At 73.1% G+C, this 16,901-nt stretch carries 17 protein-coding genes; 6 read left to right on the top strand and 11 right to left on the bottom strand.

Annotated features, from left to right (window positions below; translation table 11 throughout):
• Nucleotides 1-5: 5 nt before the first annotated feature.
• Nucleotides 6-737 carry a hydrogen peroxide-dependent heme synthase gene (gene hemQ / locus ACFYW5_RS28280; RefSeq protein WP_389419916.1) on the top strand — a complete coding sequence of 244 codons (732 nt, stop codon included), beginning with the start codon at nt 6-8 and terminating at the stop codon, nt 735-737.
• A 16-nt stretch (nt 738-753) separates the two neighbouring features.
• On the opposite strand, the gene ACFYW5_RS28275 is transcribed toward hemQ, so the two are convergent.
• The 11 genes from ACFYW5_RS28275 to zapE all read right to left on the bottom strand — a co-directional run bounded on the left by ACFYW5_RS28275 (nt 754) and on the right by zapE (nt 11,986).
• Complete coding sequence (locus tag ACFYW5_RS28275; protein WP_389419915.1) at nt 754-2,331, bottom strand: alpha/beta hydrolase; 1,578 nt, start codon at nt 2,329-2,331, stop codon at nt 754-756.
• A 122-nt stretch (nt 2,332-2,453) separates the two neighbouring features.
• Nucleotides 2,454-3,227 carry a TIGR04222 domain-containing membrane protein gene (locus tag ACFYW5_RS28270; protein ID WP_389419914.1) on the bottom strand — a complete coding sequence of 258 codons (774 nt, stop codon included), beginning with the start codon at nt 3,225-3,227 and terminating at the stop codon, nt 2,454-2,456.
• Nucleotides 3,228-3,343: 116 nt separating this feature from the next.
• Nucleotides 3,344-4,630 carry a DUF692 domain-containing protein gene (locus tag ACFYW5_RS28265; RefSeq protein ID WP_389419913.1) on the bottom strand — a complete coding sequence of 429 codons (1,287 nt, stop codon included), beginning with the start codon at nt 4,628-4,630 and terminating at the stop codon, nt 3,344-3,346.
• 84 nt (nt 4,631-4,714) lie between these two features.
• On the bottom strand, nt 4,715-5,452 hold the full coding sequence (locus ACFYW5_RS28260) for a peptidyl-tRNA hydrolase (RefSeq protein WP_389419912.1): 738 nt from the start codon (nt 5,450-5,452) through the stop codon (nt 4,715-4,717).
• A 46-nt stretch (nt 5,453-5,498) separates the two neighbouring features.
• The gene (locus tag ACFYW5_RS28255) at nt 5,499-5,681 is read right to left on the bottom strand and encodes a hypothetical protein (RefSeq protein ID WP_389419911.1); all 183 of its coding nucleotides are present in this window, start codon (nt 5,679-5,681) and stop codon (nt 5,499-5,501) included.
• 18 nt (nt 5,682-5,699) lie between these two features.
• Nucleotides 5,700-6,542 carry a polysaccharide deacetylase family protein gene (locus ACFYW5_RS28250; RefSeq protein ID WP_389419910.1) on the bottom strand — a complete coding sequence of 281 codons (843 nt, stop codon included), beginning with the start codon at nt 6,540-6,542 and terminating at the stop codon, nt 5,700-5,702.
• A gap of 82 nt (nt 6,543-6,624) precedes the next feature.
• On the bottom strand, nt 6,625-8,004 hold the full coding sequence (locus tag ACFYW5_RS28245; protein WP_389419909.1) for a PhoX family protein: 1,380 nt from the start codon (nt 8,002-8,004) through the stop codon (nt 6,625-6,627).
• Nucleotides 8,005-8,437: 433 nt separating this feature from the next.
• Nucleotides 8,438-9,892, bottom strand: coding sequence for a SulP family inorganic anion transporter (locus ACFYW5_RS28240; protein ID WP_389420081.1), 1,455 nt, complete (start codon nt 9,890-9,892; stop codon nt 8,438-8,440).
• Nucleotides 9,893-9,900: 8 nt separating this feature from the next.
• Nucleotides 9,901-10,479 carry a carbonic anhydrase gene (locus ACFYW5_RS28235; protein ID WP_389419908.1) on the bottom strand — a complete coding sequence of 193 codons (579 nt, stop codon included), beginning with the start codon at nt 10,477-10,479 and terminating at the stop codon, nt 9,901-9,903.
• A gap of 82 nt (nt 10,480-10,561) precedes the next feature.
• The gene (locus ACFYW5_RS28230) at nt 10,562-10,726 is read right to left on the bottom strand and encodes a hypothetical protein (protein ID WP_389419907.1); all 165 of its coding nucleotides are present in this window, start codon (nt 10,724-10,726) and stop codon (nt 10,562-10,564) included.
• A 153-nt stretch (nt 10,727-10,879) separates the two neighbouring features.
• Nucleotides 10,880-11,986 (bottom strand): cell division protein ZapE, encoded by a 1,107-nt coding sequence (gene zapE / locus ACFYW5_RS28225; protein WP_389419906.1) that lies wholly within the window; start codon nt 11,984-11,986, stop codon nt 10,880-10,882.
• A gap of 104 nt (nt 11,987-12,090) precedes the next feature.
• Here zapE and ACFYW5_RS28220 point away from each other — a divergent pair, with 104 nt between their 5' ends.
• The 5 genes from ACFYW5_RS28220 (at nt 12,091) to ACFYW5_RS28200 (ending at nt 16,890) form a co-directional block, all read left to right on the top strand.
• Entirely contained in the window at nt 12,091-12,846 is a 756-nt protein-coding gene (locus tag ACFYW5_RS28220; RefSeq protein ID WP_389419905.1) for a pyrimidine reductase family protein, read from the top strand.
• A gap of 194 nt (nt 12,847-13,040) precedes the next feature.
• Nucleotides 13,041-13,496, top strand: coding sequence for an indole-3-glycerol phosphate synthase (locus ACFYW5_RS28215; protein ID WP_389420080.1), 456 nt, complete (start codon nt 13,041-13,043; stop codon nt 13,494-13,496).
• Between the two features lie 74 nt (nt 13,497-13,570).
• The gene (gene murC, locus ACFYW5_RS28210; protein ID WP_389419904.1) at nt 13,571-14,956 is read left to right on the top strand and encodes a UDP-N-acetylmuramate--L-alanine ligase; all 1,386 of its coding nucleotides are present in this window, start codon (nt 13,571-13,573) and stop codon (nt 14,954-14,956) included.
• Nucleotides 14,957-14,969: 13 nt separating this feature from the next.
• Nucleotides 14,970-15,377, top strand: a complete 408-nt coding sequence (msrB, locus tag ACFYW5_RS28205) for a peptide-methionine (R)-S-oxide reductase MsrB (RefSeq protein WP_389419903.1) — start codon at nt 14,970-14,972, stop codon at nt 15,375-15,377.
• Between the two features lie 160 nt (nt 15,378-15,537).
• Nucleotides 15,538-16,890 (top strand): FAD-dependent oxidoreductase, encoded by a 1,353-nt coding sequence (locus ACFYW5_RS28200; RefSeq protein ID WP_389420079.1) that lies wholly within the window; start codon nt 15,538-15,540, stop codon nt 16,888-16,890.
• Nucleotides 16,891-16,901: the final 11 nt, after the last annotated feature.

Raw genomic sequence — 16,901 nt, 5'->3', positions numbered from 1 at the left:
GGACCATGAGTGACGACGCCCCCACCACCGAGCCCGGCAGGATCCCGAACAAGGGCAAGCTGGCCAAGGACCTCAACGATGTCATCCGCTACACCCTCTGGTCCGTCTTCAGGCTGAAGGACGTGCTCCCCGAGGACCGCGCGGGCTACGCCGACGAGGTCCAGGAGCTGTTCGACCAGCTCGCCGCCAAGGACGTGACGATCCGCGGCACCTACGACGTGTCGGGGCTGCGCGCCGACGCCGACGTCATGATCTGGTGGCACGCCGAGACCAGCGACCAGCTCCAGGAGGCGTACAACCTCTTCCGCCGCACCCGGCTCGGCCGCGCGCTGGAGCCGGTCTGGTCGAACATGGCGCTGCACCGCCCCGCCGAGTTCAACCGCTCGCACATCCCGGCGTTCCTCGCCGACGAGACGCCCCGCGACTACGTCAGCGTCTACCCCTTCGTGCGCAGCTACGACTGGTACCTGCTGCCCGACGAGGACCGCCGCCGCATGCTCGCCGACCACGGCAAGATGGCCCGCGGCTACCCGGACGTCCGCGCCAACACGGTCGCCTCCTTCTCGCTGGGCGACTACGAGTGGATCCTCGCCTTCGAGGCGGACGAGCTGTACCGCATCGTCGACCTGATGCGCCACCTGCGCGCGTCCGAGGCGCGCATGCACGTACGCGAGGAGGTCCCGTTCTACACGGGCCGCCGCAAGTCGGTGGCGGACCTGATCGCCGGGCTGGCCTGAGGCCCTCGGCCGCCCCTCACGTGGCGGGACGCGGCTCCGGACGCGGCGCACACGCGGTGCGACGCACCGGAAGCCGCCCCTCCAGCAGATACATCTCCACATGCGCGTTGACGCACGCGTTGGGCCCGCCCGCGACCCCGTGCGTCCCCGCGTCCCGCTCGGTCACCAGCACCGAGTCCGCCAGCCGCCGGTGCAGCTCCAGCGCCCCCTGATAGGGCGCCGCGGCATCCCGCTCGGCGGCGAGGATCAACGTCGGCGGCAGCTCACCGGGCGCCGTCCGCACATCGAGCGGCCGCTGACGCGGCGCGGGCCAGAAGGCGCAGGGCAGGTTCGCCCACACGTTGTCCCACGTCTCGAACGGCGCCACCCGGGCGAGCCGGGTGTTGTCCCGGTCCCACACCCGCCAGTCGGTGGGCCAGGCCGCGTCGTTGCACTCGACGGCCGTGTACACCGCCTTGCTGTTCTCCGCCTCGACGGCGGCCTCCTTCACCGGCGAGGCGATGTCGATCAGCGGCTTCGGATCGCCCTTCAGATACGCCGACAGCGCCTGCGCCCGGTACGGCCAGTAGTCGTCGTAGTACCCGGTCTGGAGAAACGCCCCGTGCAGCTGTCGCGGCCCCACCTTCCCGCCCGCCGGTTCGGCGGCGAGCCGCGCCCGCGCCCGCTCGTAGCTGCGCAGCACCTTCGCCGGGGTGTCGCCCAGCCGGTACACCTTGTGGTGCTTGGCGATCCACTCCCGGAAGTCCGCCCAGCGGCCCTCGAACGCGGCCGACTGGTCGAGGTTGTTGCGGTACCAGATCTGCTCCGGGTCCGGATTCACCGCCGCGTCGAACACCATCCGGCGCACCCGCGAGGGGAAGAGCGTCGCGTACAGGGCGCCGAAGTACGTGCCGTAGGACGCGCCCATGAACGTCAGCCGCTCCTCGCCCAGCGCGGACCGCAGGACGTCCAGGTCGCGGGCGTTGTTGAGGGAGTGGTAGTGCCGCAGCGCGCCGCCGGAGCGCTGGGCGCAGCCGCGCGCGTACGCCTTGGCCCGGGCGATGCGTTCCCGCTTGTACGACTCCGAGGGATGGGTGGGCGCCGGTGCGGGCCCCTTGAAGAAGTGCTCGGGGTCCTGGCAGGACAGCGGAGCGCTGCGGCCCACCCCGCGCGGGGCGTAGCCGACGAGGTCGTAGGCGGCCGCCAGGCGCTTCCACTCGGGCATCAGGCCGATCAGCGGGAAGTACATGCCGGAGGCGCCCGGCCCGCCGGGGTTGAAGACCAGGGCACCCTGCCGGGGCACCCGGCGCTTGCTGTTGTGCGGGTCCTTGTGGGTGGCCCGCACCCGGCTGACCGTCAGCTCGATCTGCCGGCCGTCCGGACGCGCGTAGTCCAGCGGGACCTTGACCGTGCCACACTGCAGGGATCCCGGCATGTCCTGCTCCTCGGAGCAGGAGCCGAAGTCGATGCCGGTCACCCTCGCCCGCGCGGCGGCCACCACGGTGCCGCGCAGCTCGGCCAGACCCGGGACGGCCTCCGCGGCACCGGCCGGGGTGGCGGCGAGGGAGCTCAGGAGCAACGACCCGGCGGCCGTGTGGAGGACGAGGGCTCTCATCGGGTATCCCTTCGGTGCACGGACGCAACAAAAGGGATGCTTCGGTCGGTTGTGGGCGAAGGCAAGCACCGTCCGGCCGGTGTCGGCGCCAATGCTCCCTGTGCGCCCCCTGGGCCGGGGTGTCAGTCGCGCCAGTGGGGCGCGCGCTGCTCGAAGGCCGCCCGCAGGTCCGGCTCGCCGATCGCGCGGACGCCCCGCACCGCGACGGTGGTGAGGTACGTACGGTCGTCCCCGCCGCCCGTGTGTGGGGTCAGCGCGCCCAGCAGCCGCTGTCCGGCCGGGGACGCCCAGCGCGAGTACGGGTGGACCTCGACGCGCGCGATGGCCAGACAGCTCAGGGTGAGCGCGAGCGGCAGCCCGAACCAGAGGGCGACCAAGTGGCGGGGCAGCTCGGTCGCGCCGGGCATGAGCAGCGCGGTCGCGCCCAGCGCCAGGACGGCCGCCGCGGCGAGCCGCACCCGCTGGACCGCGGCCGCTATGCCGGTGCGGGCTCCGTCGGGAACGGCGAGACCGGCCCGGACCAGCCGCTCGGCGAGGCTGCCCACCGCCTCCGCGTCGGCCGCGGCGTCCCGCACCGGCGCGATCCGGGACTGGCCCTCGGGCCCGATCGCCCCTATGACGGACCGTTCGATGTCGTCCCGGCCGCGCGGGTCGACGACCGTCGCCCAGCCCGTGCGGGCGAGCAGCAGCCGACGCTGGCGGGCCATGGAGACGAGCGTCAGATCGGCGACCCGGCGCGGGCCGCCCGACAGGAACGCGGCTTCGTAGAGCGTCAGATCGTGCGCTCGGCCCGCGTTCACGTCCACGGCCGCCGCGTGGACCGCGGCCAGGCACAGCCGGGTGCACGCGAGGCCGGCGACGGCCCAGGCCAGCAGCAGGAGGAGGACCCAGAACATGCCGCGTTTCTATGCCAAACGCCCGTGCGAACGCCATGCCTTATTCACCATCCGGACGGAGCGTTGCCGATATGCAACGTTCCGTGGGAAAGGTCACGGCTCGGCGGGCCCCTCGGTCACCGGCGGGTCAGGGTCCGGCGTATCCGCGCCAGCCGCGCGGGCGGGCGCGGGGCCGGGCCCGAGCGCTCGCGCCGCCACCGGCCCAGCTCCCTGCGGGCGCGGCCGTCCAGCGTCCCCTCGGTGTCCAGCAGGTGCCCGGCGAAGTCGAGCGCGTCGCGTCGATAACCGCCGGTCATGGGGTTGCGCTGGGCGTAGGCGAGGAAGGCGGGACGGTAGCGCGGGCCGAGGATGACGGGCAGTTCGGGCGCGACCTTCGCCACCACGTCCGCCCGCTTCCCGGCGAGCGCCCGGGCCTGGACACCCATACGCGTCCGGTCGAATCCCTCGGGTACGGGTGTCCCGGCGACGAGCGCGGACAGCAGCGCGGCCTGGGCGAGGGCGACGCGCTCGCGGGCGGCCGGGGAGGGCGGTCCCGCAAGGGGGCGGCCCACCGGGCCGGCCGGGGCCTTCGGCTCCTGGCCGCCCTTCTCGACGGCCGCCCGGATCTCCGCCAACTCCCGCTCCAGCTCGGCCGGTCCGGGGAAGTTCTCGTCGCGCTCCAGCAGGACACCGGGCGGGGCGACCCGGGAGGCCAGGTCGGTGAGGATGTCGAGCACCGGCCGCGGGACCGGGTGGGCGTGGCTGTCGTGCCAGACGCCGTCCCGCTCGAAGCCGCCCGCGACATGGACGTACGCGAGGGCCTCCAGGGGGAGTTCGGCGAGCGCCTCGGCCGGGTCCTCGCCCCGGTTGACGTGGTTGGTGTGCAGGTTGGCCACGTCGACGAGGAGCCGCACGCCGGTGCGGTCGGCCAGTTCGTACAGGAACTGTCCCTCGGTCAGCTCCTCGCCGGGCCAGGAGATCAGCGCGGCGATGTTCTCCACGGCGAGCGGGACGGGGAGGGCGTCCTGGGCGATCCGGATGTTCTCGCACAGCACGGCGAGGGCGTCCCGGATGCGCGGCACGGGCAGCAGATGGCCCGCCTCCAGGTGAGGTGACGCGGTGAGCGGGCCGCCCGCCCGGACGAACGCGATGTGCTCGGTGACCAGCGGCGAGCCCAGCGCCTCGGCCCGCTCGGCCAATGCGGTCAGCCGGGCGGCGTCGGGCCGGTCGGCGCCGCCGAGGCCGAGCGAGACACCGTGCGGGATCACGGTGACCCCGCGCTCGCGCAGCCGCAGCAGCGCCGCGGGGAGATGGCCGGGGCACACGTTCTCCGCGACGACCTCGACCCAGTCGATGCCCGGCATGCGTGCCACGGCGTCCGCGATCTCCGGCCGCCATCCGATCCCCGTACCCAGTCGCTCCATCGTGGTCCCCCTCCGTCACGCCCAGCACGTGCGTGGAGGGGGTATGGCCCCGGCGCGCGGCGGTGAATCGCTTCTGCCGTGGCTTCAGAGCAACATTTGAGGTTGCTGGCGCAGCGCCGGGTGATCGGCGACCACCGTGCAGGAGCCGGGGGCGATCTCCGTGAAGCCGGCGTCCCGTACGACCGGCAGGCCGCTCGTGGTGAGCGCGGGCCAGCGGTCGCGGGGCGCCGTCCGTACGGCGAGCGGGAAGCCGGCGTCGCGCCAGGCGGTGCGCTCCTGCTCCGTCAGGTCCCACCAGGCGAGCTGGGCGCCGTGACCGGCCTGGGCCATCGCCTTGCCGGCCGACATGCCGAGGTCGGGGTTGAGCCACAGCACCGGGGCCGCCGGGTCCGGAGCGGCCGGGGCTTCGGGGTCGTCGAGGTCGGTGCCGGAGACCTGGAGCCTGGCGAGATCCTTGGGCCAGCCGTCGAGGGGGACGGGCGGGAACACCCGTACCTCGGCGGTCCCGCCGGTCACGGTGATGCCCGGCAGGGCCTCCGCCCGCCGCCACTCGGCGCCCCGGGCCCGTCGTACGACCTTGCGGATCCGCGCGTCCTGCCAGTCCCGCACGGCCTCGGCCCACTCGCCGTCCCCGGCGGCCCGCTCGTCCGCGAGCAGCACCAGGACGGCTCGGGCGGCGGTCTCCAGGGCGTCGGTACGGGCCGGGGGAGCGGCCCGCTCGATCCGGACGACGAGCGGCAGCACGTACTGCGGGGCGAGGTCGCGGGAGGCGGGCTCGGTGCGGGAGGGGCTTTCGGCGGCGGACGTGGTTTCGTGGCTCACCCCGCCCAGTCTGCCAGCCCGAGGACCGGTGCCTGCTCCCGCGGATTCACCCCGAGCAGGCGGTCCGCTCGGCCTCGCGCCACTCGCACACCGGGCACAGGGTGAGGCCCTTGTACGACTCCGGGTACTCCGTCGGCTCCCGGCACAGCACGCACTCCGCGTACGGCGGCCCCTCGGCCTTCGGCGGCTTGGTCGCGTCGGCGATCGTGCAGTAGTCGGCGTCGCTCATGCCTCCAGCGTAGAACGGTCACCGGCGGTCGTGGGCGGCCCCGATCAGCTCGGAGACCCGGACGAAGCGGAACCCCTGGCGCCGCAGCTCGGGCACGATCGTGCGGACGGCGCGCTCGGTGGTGGGGGCGGCGCTGCGGGTGCAGTGCAGGACGACGACCGAGCCCGGCCGCACCCCGTCCAGCACCTGGCGGGCCACGGCGTCGGCGTCGGTGGCGAAGGCGTCCCCGCTCACCACGTCCCACTGCACGGCGGTCACCCCGGCCGGGGTCAGCGCCTTGAGCGCCCGCCGGTCGTAACACCCCCCGGGAAACCGGAAGTACGGCCGCGCGTCCGGCACCCCGGCCTTGCGGAAGGCGGCGTACGCCCGCTCCACGTCCGCCCGCATCCGGTCCTCGGGCACGGTCGGCAGCCCGTAGCAGTCGCCGGTGAAGGCGTAATGGCTGTAGGAGTGATTGGCGACCTCGAAGAGCGGGTCCCGCCCGATGGCCCGCGCCTGGCCGGGGTACTCCTCGGCCCACCGCCCGGTCATGAACACGGTCGCGGGCACCTTCAGCTCCCGCAGCGCCCCGATCAGCCCCGGATTGTCGAACCGCTCCCCGGCCAGGGCCCGCGGCCCCTGGTCGGCGGTCATGTCGGCGTCGAAGGTGAGCGCGACGGTCTTGTCCGGGGTCCGGGGCCCGTTGGTGAACACGGGGGTGAGTCCGGCGGGCCCCGGCGCGAGCGTCGGCGGCTGGGAGGGGGCGACGGAGGTCGCGGCGGGCGCTGGACGAGCGGCCCGGGGGGTCTGGGGGGCGCCGCAGGCGGCGAGTGCGGCGCCCAGGACACAGACGGCGGTGATGCTGCGTACACGAGTGATCACCGTATGAGAATTACGGTGATATGCCGTTCATCCGATCGCGGGCGCCGCCGACACGGGGCCGTGTCACCCGGTCAGAGGCCGGTCACCCGCGCCAGGGTCCCGTCACCGCGAACGTCGTCCCCGGCGTGTAGCAGTTGACGTACATCGTCCGGCCGTCCGGGGAGAAGGCGACTCCGGCGAACTCGCCCCACTCCGGTTCCTCGGGCGTGCCGATGTTCTGGGCGTTGCGGGCCATCGCGTAGACCTCGCCGTGCCGGGTGACGCCGTAGACGTGCTGGGCGCCGTTGCCGTCCTCGCAGACCATGAGGCCGCCGGAGGGGGCCAGGCAGATGTTGTCGGGGGATTCGCCGGGGAGCTGGATGTCCGTGTCGGGGCCGAAGACGATCACCAGGGTCAGCCGGCGGCGCTCCGGGTCGTAGCGCCAGATCTGGCCGTAGTGGTCCGCCGCCGAGCCCTCGGCGCTGCGGGCGAAGGACGACACGAAGTAGACCGAGCGGCCGCCCCAGTAGCAGCCCTCCAGCTTCTGGGCGTGGGTGATGCCCCGGGGGCCGAAGTCCTGGAGGCGGATCGGGGTCGCGGCGGCCAGGGGATCCGGTACGTCGACCCACTCGACCCGGTCGAAGGACGTTCCCGGTTCCTGGACCGACGACAGGTCCGGTACGTCCGGCACCCGCATCGCCTGGAGGCGGCCGCCCGCCCGCAGGGAACCTCCGCCGCCGAGGGGCTGGTGGGGGAGGAAGCGGTAGAACAGGCCGAAGGGCCGCTGGAAGGCGTCCTCGGTCTCGTAGACGATGCCCCGTTTCGGGTCCACCGCCACCGCCTCGTGCTGGAAGCGGCCCATCGCGGTCAGCGGTACCGCGCCGCTGCGGTGCGGGTCGGCGGGGTCCACCTCGAAGATGAAGCCGTGGTCCTTGGTGTAGCCGTTGGTGCCCGCCTTGTCCTCGTTTTCCTCGCAGGTCAGCCAGGTACCCCAAGGCGTGGGCCCGCCCGCGCAGTTGACGGCCGTACCGGCGATGCCGACGCGCTCGGCGACGACCTTGCCGCGGGCGTCCAGGGTCAGCGTCGTACAGCCGCCCTTGGCCTGCGGGTCGTACGTCAGGCCCTCGACCGCCGGGACGGGCAGTCTCGCGGTGTGGCGGTTCTCGTGGTTGCGGACCAGGTGGACCCGGCCGTGCCGGCCGGCCAGGGCGGTCATGCCGTCGTGGTTCGAGGGGACCTGGCCCTCTCCCGAGCGCAGGGGGTCGCCCTCGCGGGACAGGACCCGGTAGCGGAAACCTTTCGGCAGGTCGAGGAGGCCGTTCGGGTCCGGGATGAGGGGGCCGTAACCGGTGTGGCCCAGGTTCTGCGCGGCGGCCGTGCCCGCGAAGAGTTCGCTGAGGTTCCCGGCGAAGGCGATCGAGACGCCCAGGGCGCCGGTGCGGGCGAGCATCTGACGGCGGCTCTGCAAGCCGTGGTCGGACATGGTGGAACCTTCCTGCTGGCGGACAGGACTGTGTCGACGCCGTGTCTACCATTTGGGTCCGGCCAGGTGAACCACGCGCGTAGAGCGAGTTCACTTTCCTTGCGGGCGCTCCGGCACCGGTTGCCGGGCCCGCGCCAGGAAGCGCAGGCAGCTCCACCGGGAACGGCAGCACCGGCGTGGAGTTCTTCTCGGCCGCGACCGCCACCACCGTCTGGGGCAGCCGCAGTTGGAGCGCGGAGGGGGGTGTCCTCCATCTGGGGCCGCTTCGACCGGCTTGCGCTTGACGATCCGAGCCGCGGAGGCGACACGGACCGGTCCGGCGGCCCCGGCTGCAGCGCCCGCCGCCGGCAGCTCCTCGACCATGACGTTCTCCCCGCCTCGTCGGCGGTATGCCCCGGGCCGGGGCCGGTTCGCCCCGGCCCGGGACATGCCGTCAGGGCGAGGTGACCCGCACCGGTTCGGTACCCGCCGCGCTGTGCCGCTCGACCCAGCTCTCCAGCGCCGTACGGCAAGCGTGGTCCAGGTGGTGCAGCCCGGACAGGTCCAGCTCCACCGGCCGGTCCTGGGGCAGCGCCTCCAGGCTGTCCAATATTTTCGGCAGCCGCAGGAAGGTGGCGTTGCCCGACAGGTACGCCTGGACCGGTCCGGCGCCCTTGTCCACGACCTCCAGCTTCAGGTGCGAGGCCTCCCAGGCCGCCTTGGCGACGGCCAGCGCGAGACCGATGAGCACCCCCTCGAACATGCTGACCGCGACGATCGACACGGCCGTGACCACGAGGATCAGCACCTCCCCGCGGTGCTCGCGCCACAGCGAGCGGATGGCGCGCACGGGGATCAGCTTGGCTCCGGCGTGCACCAGGACGCCCGCCAGGGCCGGGAGCGGGATCCAGGCCAGCACGGACGGCAGCAGCGCCGCGAACAGCAGCAGCCAGACGCCGTGCATCACCCGGGACGCCTTGGTCCGGGCGCCCGCCTGGACATTGGCCGAGCTGCGCACGATCACCGCGGTCATCGGCAGCGCGCCCAGCGCCCCGCACACGGTGTTGCCCGCGCCCTGGGCGATCAGCTCCTTGTCGTAGTCGGTGCGCGGACCGTCGTGCATCCGGTCCACGGCCGCCGCGCTGAACAGCGTTTCCGCGGACGCGATCAGCGTGAAGGCGATGATCGTGACCAGCAGTCCCACGTCGGCCAGCTCGCCGAAGGAGCTCAGTGACGGCGGCTGGATCGAGCCCAGCAGCCCCTTCACCTCGACGGTGGCCACCGGCAGCGCGCATACCCCCGCGACCAGCGTCGCCAGCCCCACCGCCGCGAGCGGAGCGGGCACCGTGCGCAGCGCGCCCGGCATCCGCCGCCACAGCACCAGGACGGCGACGGTGCCCGCGCCGAGTCCCAGCGAGGCCAACGCCCCGGTGTCACCGAGGGCGTCGGCGAGCGCGCCGGGCAGCCCGGCTATTTTCGCTGGGCCCGAGGCCGGCGCCTCGGCGCCGGCCATGGCGTAGAGCTGTCCGGCGATGATCACGAGGCCGATGCCGGCCAGCATGCCCTCGACGACCGAGACCGAGATGGCCCGGAACCAGCGCCCGAGTCCGAAGGTGCCCATCAGGAGCTGGAGCAGCCCCGTGGCCAGCACGATCACCCCGAGCGCGGGCAGTCCGAACTCCTGGACGGCCTCGAAGACCAGCACGGTCATGCCCGCCGCGGGGCCCGACACCTGGAGGCTGCTGCCCCGCATCATGCCGGTGACGATGCCGCCCACGATGCCGGTGACCAGGCCCAGTTCGGCCGGGACACCGGAGGCGACGGCCACGCCCACACACAGCGGCAGCGCGACCAGGAAGACGACCAGGGAGGCGGCGAAGTCCCGCCGCAGATGCGGGAAGGCGGTCATCGGCGTGCTCACAGCGCCTCGAAGGTGTCGGTGTCGGCGCGGTGTTCCCGCACGGTGCCGGTGTGCACCTCGTAGTACCAGCCGTGCAAGGTCAGTTGATGATCCGTCAGCTTCTTCTCGATGAACGGGTACGAGCGCAGCCGCAGCAGCTGGGTGCGGACGTGGCTCTGGACGCCCTCGGTGACGGCCGGGTCCTCGGCCGCTCCGGTGGGTCGCGGGGTCGCGTGCGTCAGCCAGTCGCGCACGGCGGGTACGGCGCTCAGGTCGTCGCCGCGCACCAGCGCGCCGACGGCACCGCAGTGGGAGTGGCCGCAGACCACGATGTCGCCGACGCCGAGGACCTCCACGGCGTACTCGATGGTGGCCGCCTCGCTGGTGGGGTGCTCGAAGGCGTACGGCGGGACGATGTTGCCCGCGGTGCGCAGCTCGAAGAGCTCGCCGGGGCGGGCGCCCGTGATCAGGGCCGGCACGACTCGGGAGTCCGAGCAGGTGATGAAGAGCACCTGCGGGGACTGGCCTTCGGCGAGCTTGGCGAACTCCTCAGGGCGCTGTCCGAAGGTACGGGCGTTGTCGATGAGGGGCTGCATATGTGGTCACTCCTCCTGGCGCGCCGCACAGGGGCGCGTCGGACGGGCAGGACAAAGCAGAGTGGGGGAGCTGCTCTGCTGATCAGCGGCCGTGGACCCGGAAGACCCGGAGCGCCCAGGCTCTGGCCTTTGCATGACGGACCGTGTGCGCGGGTGCGAAGGGCGCGGCCGGAGCGAAGAATCTGCGGGCGAACAGGGCGGCGGCGAGGGCCGATATCGCGATCACGTCCGTCGTACCTCGGAACACGCGCCCTCCTCCGATCGCCCCGCACCTCTAGTACGCCCCAACAGTTGGTCAACCGCTGGTCAAGAAACACGGTAACCCTGCAAAGTTGTTTGCAGGGTCAACTTGGCGCTTCGCGCGGAAGAGAGCGTGAAAAGTGGGGTGGCCTGGCGTGAACTAGGCGGTTCGGACGAGGCCCTTCGCATCCCGGGCGAGCGCGGTGAGGCGCGAGATCGCGCGGAAGTACTTCTTGCGGTACCCGCCCTTCAGCATCTCCTCGCTGAACAGCTGATCGAACGGCAGCCCCGAGGCCAGCACCGGTACTTCACGGTCGTAGAGCCGGTCCGCGAGCACCACCAGCCGCAGTGCCGTCGACTGGTCCGGAACCGGCCGCACATCGGTCAGGCACACCGCCGTCACGCCGTCGGTCAGCGCGCCGTACCGGCTGGGGTGCACCTTCGCCAGGTGCTCCAGCAGCCGCGGGAAGTCGTCGAGCGACGCGCCCGCGGTCGCGTGGGCCGCCTCGGTCACCTGCTCGTCGCCGAACGGTGCCGGGGCCTCGGGCAGGCCGCGGTGGCGGTAGTCCTCGCCGTCGATGCGCAGCGGGCGGAAGTGCGCCGACAGGCCCTGGATCTCCCGCAGGAAGTCGGCCGCGGCGAAGCGGCCCTCGCCGAGCTTGCCGGGCAGCGTGTTGGACGTGGCGGCCAGCGCGACCCCGGCGTCGACCAGCTTGCCGAGCAGGGTGGAGACGAGGACCGTGTCGCCGGGGTCGTCCAGCTCGAACTCGTCGATGCACAGCAGGCGGTGCCCGGACAGGGTCTGCACCGTCTGCTGGAAGCCCAGGGCGCCGACGAGGTTCGTCAGCTCCACGAAGGTGCCGAACGCCTTGCGGGACGGCTCGGCGGGGGTGGCGTGCCAGAGCGAGGCGAGCAGGTGGGTCTTGCCCACGCCGTAACCGCCGTCCAGGTAGACACCCCGGGGGCCGGCGGGGGCCTTGGGTGCCTTGGGCCTGCCGAGGCCGAAGAAGCCGCGCCTGCCGGAGCCGCCCGCCGCCTGCGTGCCGCCGAGCCCCGCCGCGAAGGACTCCAGGACCTGGACCGCCTCCGTCTGGCTCGGCTGGTTCGGGTCCGGGAGGTAGGTGCCGAAGCGGACCGAGTCGAAGCGGGGCGGGGGGACCATCTCGGCCACCAGCCGGTCCGCGGGGACGCGCGGCTCGCGGGAGCAGAGGGACAGGGGGGTCGCTTCGGCTATCGGGGACTCGCCGGCGGAGCTGGAGGAGGACACGTTCACCGATTTTAGGGGGTGGCCGGCGGGCGGCCTCTCCGGTGCGGGCCGACCGGGGGTGCTCGCGCCGGTATGTCCTCGCCCCTGCGTGGAACACTGCCCGCATGCGACGCCTGTTCCCAATGACCGATCAGACGGACGACCGTGAGTGGACGCTCGACGAGCTGGCCTACGTCTACGCCTATCCCGACCCCACCGCACCATGGCTGCGCGCCAACATGGTCTCCACGCTCGACGGGGCCGCCCAGTACGACGGCAAGTCGCAGCCGATCTCCAGCGCGACCGACATGCGGATCTTCGGCACCCTGCGGGCGCTGGCGGATGTCGTGGTCGTCGGTGCGGAAACGGTACGCCAGGAGGGGTACCGGCCCGCACGCGCGCGTGCGGAGTTCGCGGCGCGGCGCGAGGCGGCCGGGCAGGCGCCCGCACCGGCCATCGCGGTCGTCACCGCCGGCCTCGACCTGGATTTCTCCCTTCCGCTTTTCGCCTCGCCGCTGGTGCCGACGGTCGTGCTGACCGGCGCCGGGGCGGCCCCGGACCGGGTCGCCGCCGCGGAGAAGGCGGGGGCGCGGGTGCTCTTCGCCGGTGACGGCGCCGGGGTGGAGCCCGGCCGTGCCGTCCAGGCCCTCACCGGACTCGGGTACCGGCGGCTGCTGACCGAGGGCGGGCCGCGCCTGCTCGGCCAGCTGATCGCGGCCGGGGTGCTCGACGAGATCTGCCTGACCGTGGCCCCGATGCTCACCGCGGGGAACGCGCAGCGGATCGCGGACGGGCCCCCGGTCGAGCTGCCCCGCAAGTTCGCACTGATGTCCTTGCTGGAGGAGGAGGGCTTCCTCTTCACCCGGTACGGCCGGGTCTGACGGGGGCGGCGGGGACGGGGAGGTGCCGACTCGGGCACCGGGGTCCCGAAAACACCGGAATCACCCGTTCCGTTTAGCCCCCGGCGGGCACACTACAACTCGCAGTCCCCGTGCGATCACGGGGCAGGATGGTTTCCGCAGGGCCTTGCCGGGTCCTGTCGCAGAAGGAGCGCCTGGTGTTCAGAAGCGTATTGATGATCGAGAAGGCCCTGACGTCCGCGGACGTGGAGTTCGTCACCACGCTGCACGGGGACGAGCCGGTCTCCTTCCATGTGCTGCTCCAGCCGCGCGGCGACCAGGCCGATCGCCTGCTGCGGGCCATCGACGACGTGGCGCTCGGCGAGCTGGACGAGGCGGCGCGGGAGCACGAGACGCCGGAGGGCGAGGAGGCCAGGGGATTCGGGGAGCGGGCCCTCGCCGTCTCCCTCCAGGCGCTGCGGGCGTCCGGGAGCGAGGCGGACGGGCGGCTGATCGAGGATCATCCGCTGGACGCGCTGAAGTCCCTGGTGGACGAGGTGCGGGCGGACGAGGTGATCGTCCTCACCGATCCGCACTACGTGGAGGAGTTCTTCCACCGCGACTGGGCTTCGCGGGCCCGGCACAAAGTGGGAGTGCCGGTGCTGAAGCTGTTCTCGCACAGCAAGGCGTAGGTCCTCGGCGGGCCGCCGCACCCCATAGGCTGGGGGCACCTTCACCGTCGTACCGGATCTTGGGAGATATGTACATGGCACCCGGCCTTCCCTCCGCCATGGACCGACCGCACTTCATCGGCATCGGCGGTGCCGGGATGTCCGGCATCGCGAAGATCCTGGCGCAGCGCGGGGCCGTGGTGGCCGGAAGCGATGCCAAGGAGTCCGCCACCGCCGAGGCGCTGCGCGCGCTGGGCGTGACCGTGCACATCGGGCATGCCGCCGCGCATCTCGCCGACGACGCGAGCTGTGTCGTCGTGTCGTCGGCGATCCGGCACGACAACCCCGAGCTGGCGCGCGCGGCCGAGCTGGGGATCCCGGTGGTGCACCGGTCCGACGCGCTGGCCGCGCTCATGGACGGACTGCGGCCGATCGCGGTCGCCGGTACGCACGGCAAGACGACCACCACCTCGATGCTGGCCGTGTCGCTGAGCGCGCTTGGTCTCGACCCCTCGTACGCGATCGGCGGGGACCTGGACGCGCCGGGCTCCAACGCCCTGCACGGCGACGGGGAGATCTTCGTCGCCGAGGCCGACGAGTCGGACCGCAGCTTCCACAAGTACGCGCCCGAGGTGGCGATCGTGCTCAACGTGGAGCTGGACCACCACGCGAACTACGCCTCGATGGACGAGATCTACGAGTCCTTCGAGACCTTCGCGGGCCGGATCGTGCCCGGCGGCACGCTGGTGATCTCCGCCGACCACGAGGGCGCGCGCGAACTCACCCGGCGCCTGGACGGCGTCCGCGTGGTGACGTACGGCGAGTCCGAGGACGCCGACGTGCGGGTGCTGTCCGTGGTCGCGCAGGGCCTGAAGAGCGAGGTGACCGTGGACCTGGACGGTCAGCGGCTCACCTTCGCCGTCTCCGTGCCGGGCCGGCACTACGCCCACAACGCCGTGGCCGCGCTGGCGGCGGGCGTGGCGCTCGGGATCCCGGCCGCGGAACTCGCCGGGGCACTCGCCGCCTACACCGGCGTCAAGCGGCGCCTGCAGCTCAAGGGCGAGGCCGCCGGGGTGCAGGTCATCGACTCCTACGCGCACCACCCGACCGAGATGACCGCGGACCTGGAGGCCATGCGCGCCGCCGCGGGGGACGCCCGGATCCTCGTCGTCTTCCAGCCGCATCTGTTCTCGCGGACTCAGGAGCTGGGCAAGGAGATGGGGCAGTCGCTGGCCCTCGCGGACGCCTCGCTGGTGCTGGACATCTACCCGGCCCGCGAGGACCCGATCCCCGGAGTCACCAGCGAGCTGATCATCGAGGCGGCCCGGGTCGCCGGCGCCGACGTGACGCCCGTGCGCGACAAGGGCGAGGTCGCCTCCGTCGTGGCGGGAATGGCGAAGCCGGGTGATCTCGTTCTCACCATGGGCGCGGGCGACGTGACGGACCTCGGCCCGCAGATCCTGGACCGCCTGTCGAAGTGAAGGGCTGAGACCCATGTCGTACGACGTCGAGAAGCCGGACGAGCAGTGGCGCGCGGAATTGACCCCGGCCGAGTACGCCGTGCTGCGGCAGGCCGGTACCGAGCCCGCGTTCACCGGTGAGTACACCGACACCAAGACCGAGGGCGTGTACTCCTGTCGCGCCTGCGGTGCCGAACTGTTCACCTCGGACACCAAGTTCGAGTCCCACTGCGGCTGGCCGTCCTTCTTCGACCCTAAGGACTCCGACGCGGTGGAACTGCTGTCGGACACCTCGCACGGCATGGTGCGCACCGAGGTGCGGTGCGCGCGGTGCGGGTCCCACCTCGGCCATGTCTTCGAGGGCGAGGGCTATCCCACGCCGACCGACCAGCGGTACTGCATCAACAGCATCTCCCTGCGGCTGACGCCCGGCGCGGGCTGACCGCGTCAGGGCGACAGCGGCCCGCGGAAGGCCGAAAGTCGGTCAACCCCCTTTCGCGGCGCGGGATACTCGGGTCCTCGCGTGACGTGGCGACCAGGGGAGCGGATCGTTGAACTCGGCCGGAGACAAGGGCCGCCCGGGCGGGCGGCATGCGGTGGTGGTGGGCGGCAGCCTCGCGGGGCTCCTCGCGGCGCACGTCCTGGCCCGGCACGCCGACCGGGTGACCGTCGTCGAGCGCGACCGCTTCCCGGACGGCGGTGACTCCCGGCCCGGTGTGCCGCAGGGCCGCCATCCGCACGTCCTGCTCCAAGGCGGGCAGACCGCCCTGGAGTCGCTGCTGCCGGGCTTCCTCGCGCAGTTGCGGGAGGCGGGGGCGCCGCGGGTGGGCATGCCGACGGACATGGTGCTGTGGCAGAGCGGCCGCTGGCTGCGACGGGTGCCTGCGACGACGCACATCTACACCGGTTCCCGCGCCCAGTTGGAGGCGCTGGTGCGGGCGCGGGTCCTCGCCGATCCGGTGATCAGCGCGGTGGAGGGGGCCGACGTCGTCGGGCTCCTCGGGGACGCCTCCCGGGTGCGGGGCGTCCTGCTGCGGGAGCGCTCCGGCGACGCCCGCGGGGAGCAACGGCCGCTGGAGGCCGACCTGGTCGTCGACGCCACCGGCAGCGGCACGAAGGCGCCGCAGTGGCTGGAGGCGATCGGCGCCGAGCGCGCGCCGGAGGAGACCATCGACACCGGGCTCGCCTACGCCTCCCGCGTCTACCGCGGCCACAACGGCGCCCTCGGCGGCGAGACGCTCGGCTACTACGTCTATCCCGGCCCCCTGCAACCCCACGGCGGCGGCGCGCTGCCGCTGGAGGACGGCAGCCACCTGGTCATCGTCTCGGGGCTGCGCGGCGACGAACCGCCCACGGACGACGAGGAGTTCGTCGCCTACACCAAGCGGCTGGCGCATCCGCTCCTGGACCGCTGGCTGGAGGACGCCGAACCGCTGTCACCGCCGTTCGGCTACCGGCGGACCGCGAACATCCGCCGCCGCTACGACCTGCCCGGCCGCCGCCCGGCCGGATTCCTCGCCACCGGCGACGCCCTGTGCACCTTCAACCCGATCTACGGTCAGGGCATGGCCATCGCCGCGATGGGCGCGGTCGCCCTCGGGGACGCGCTGGCCGACCGGCGCCGGACGCCCACGACGCGGCGCGTGCAGCGGGCGCTCCTCGCGGCGTCCCGGCAGGCGTGGGACATCTCCGCCGGCGCGGACCGCTCGATGCCCGGAGCGGTCGGCACCGCGACCGAGGGCGGGCCCGCGGACCGGGTCGCCGGCTGGTACCTGCGGCGGGTCCAGGAGCGGGCCCCCGGCGACCCCGTGGTGGGGCGCGCCTTCCGCCAGGTCCTGAGCCTCGCCGCGCCCGTCACCGCCCTGTTCGCCCCGCCCGTGGCCCGGGCCGTCCTCTTCGGGCCGCCCGGACCGACGCCCGTCGATCCGCCGGCGGAACCGGAGCGAGCGGTCTAGATCCCTAGGGG

Source organism: Streptomyces sp. NPDC002779 (assembly GCF_042888685.1).
Classification (GTDB): Bacteria; Actinomycetota; Actinomycetes; order Streptomycetales; family Streptomycetaceae; genus Streptomyces.
Note: the sequence above shows the minus strand (reverse complement) of the source record. Positions and strands in the feature narration are given on the sequence as shown.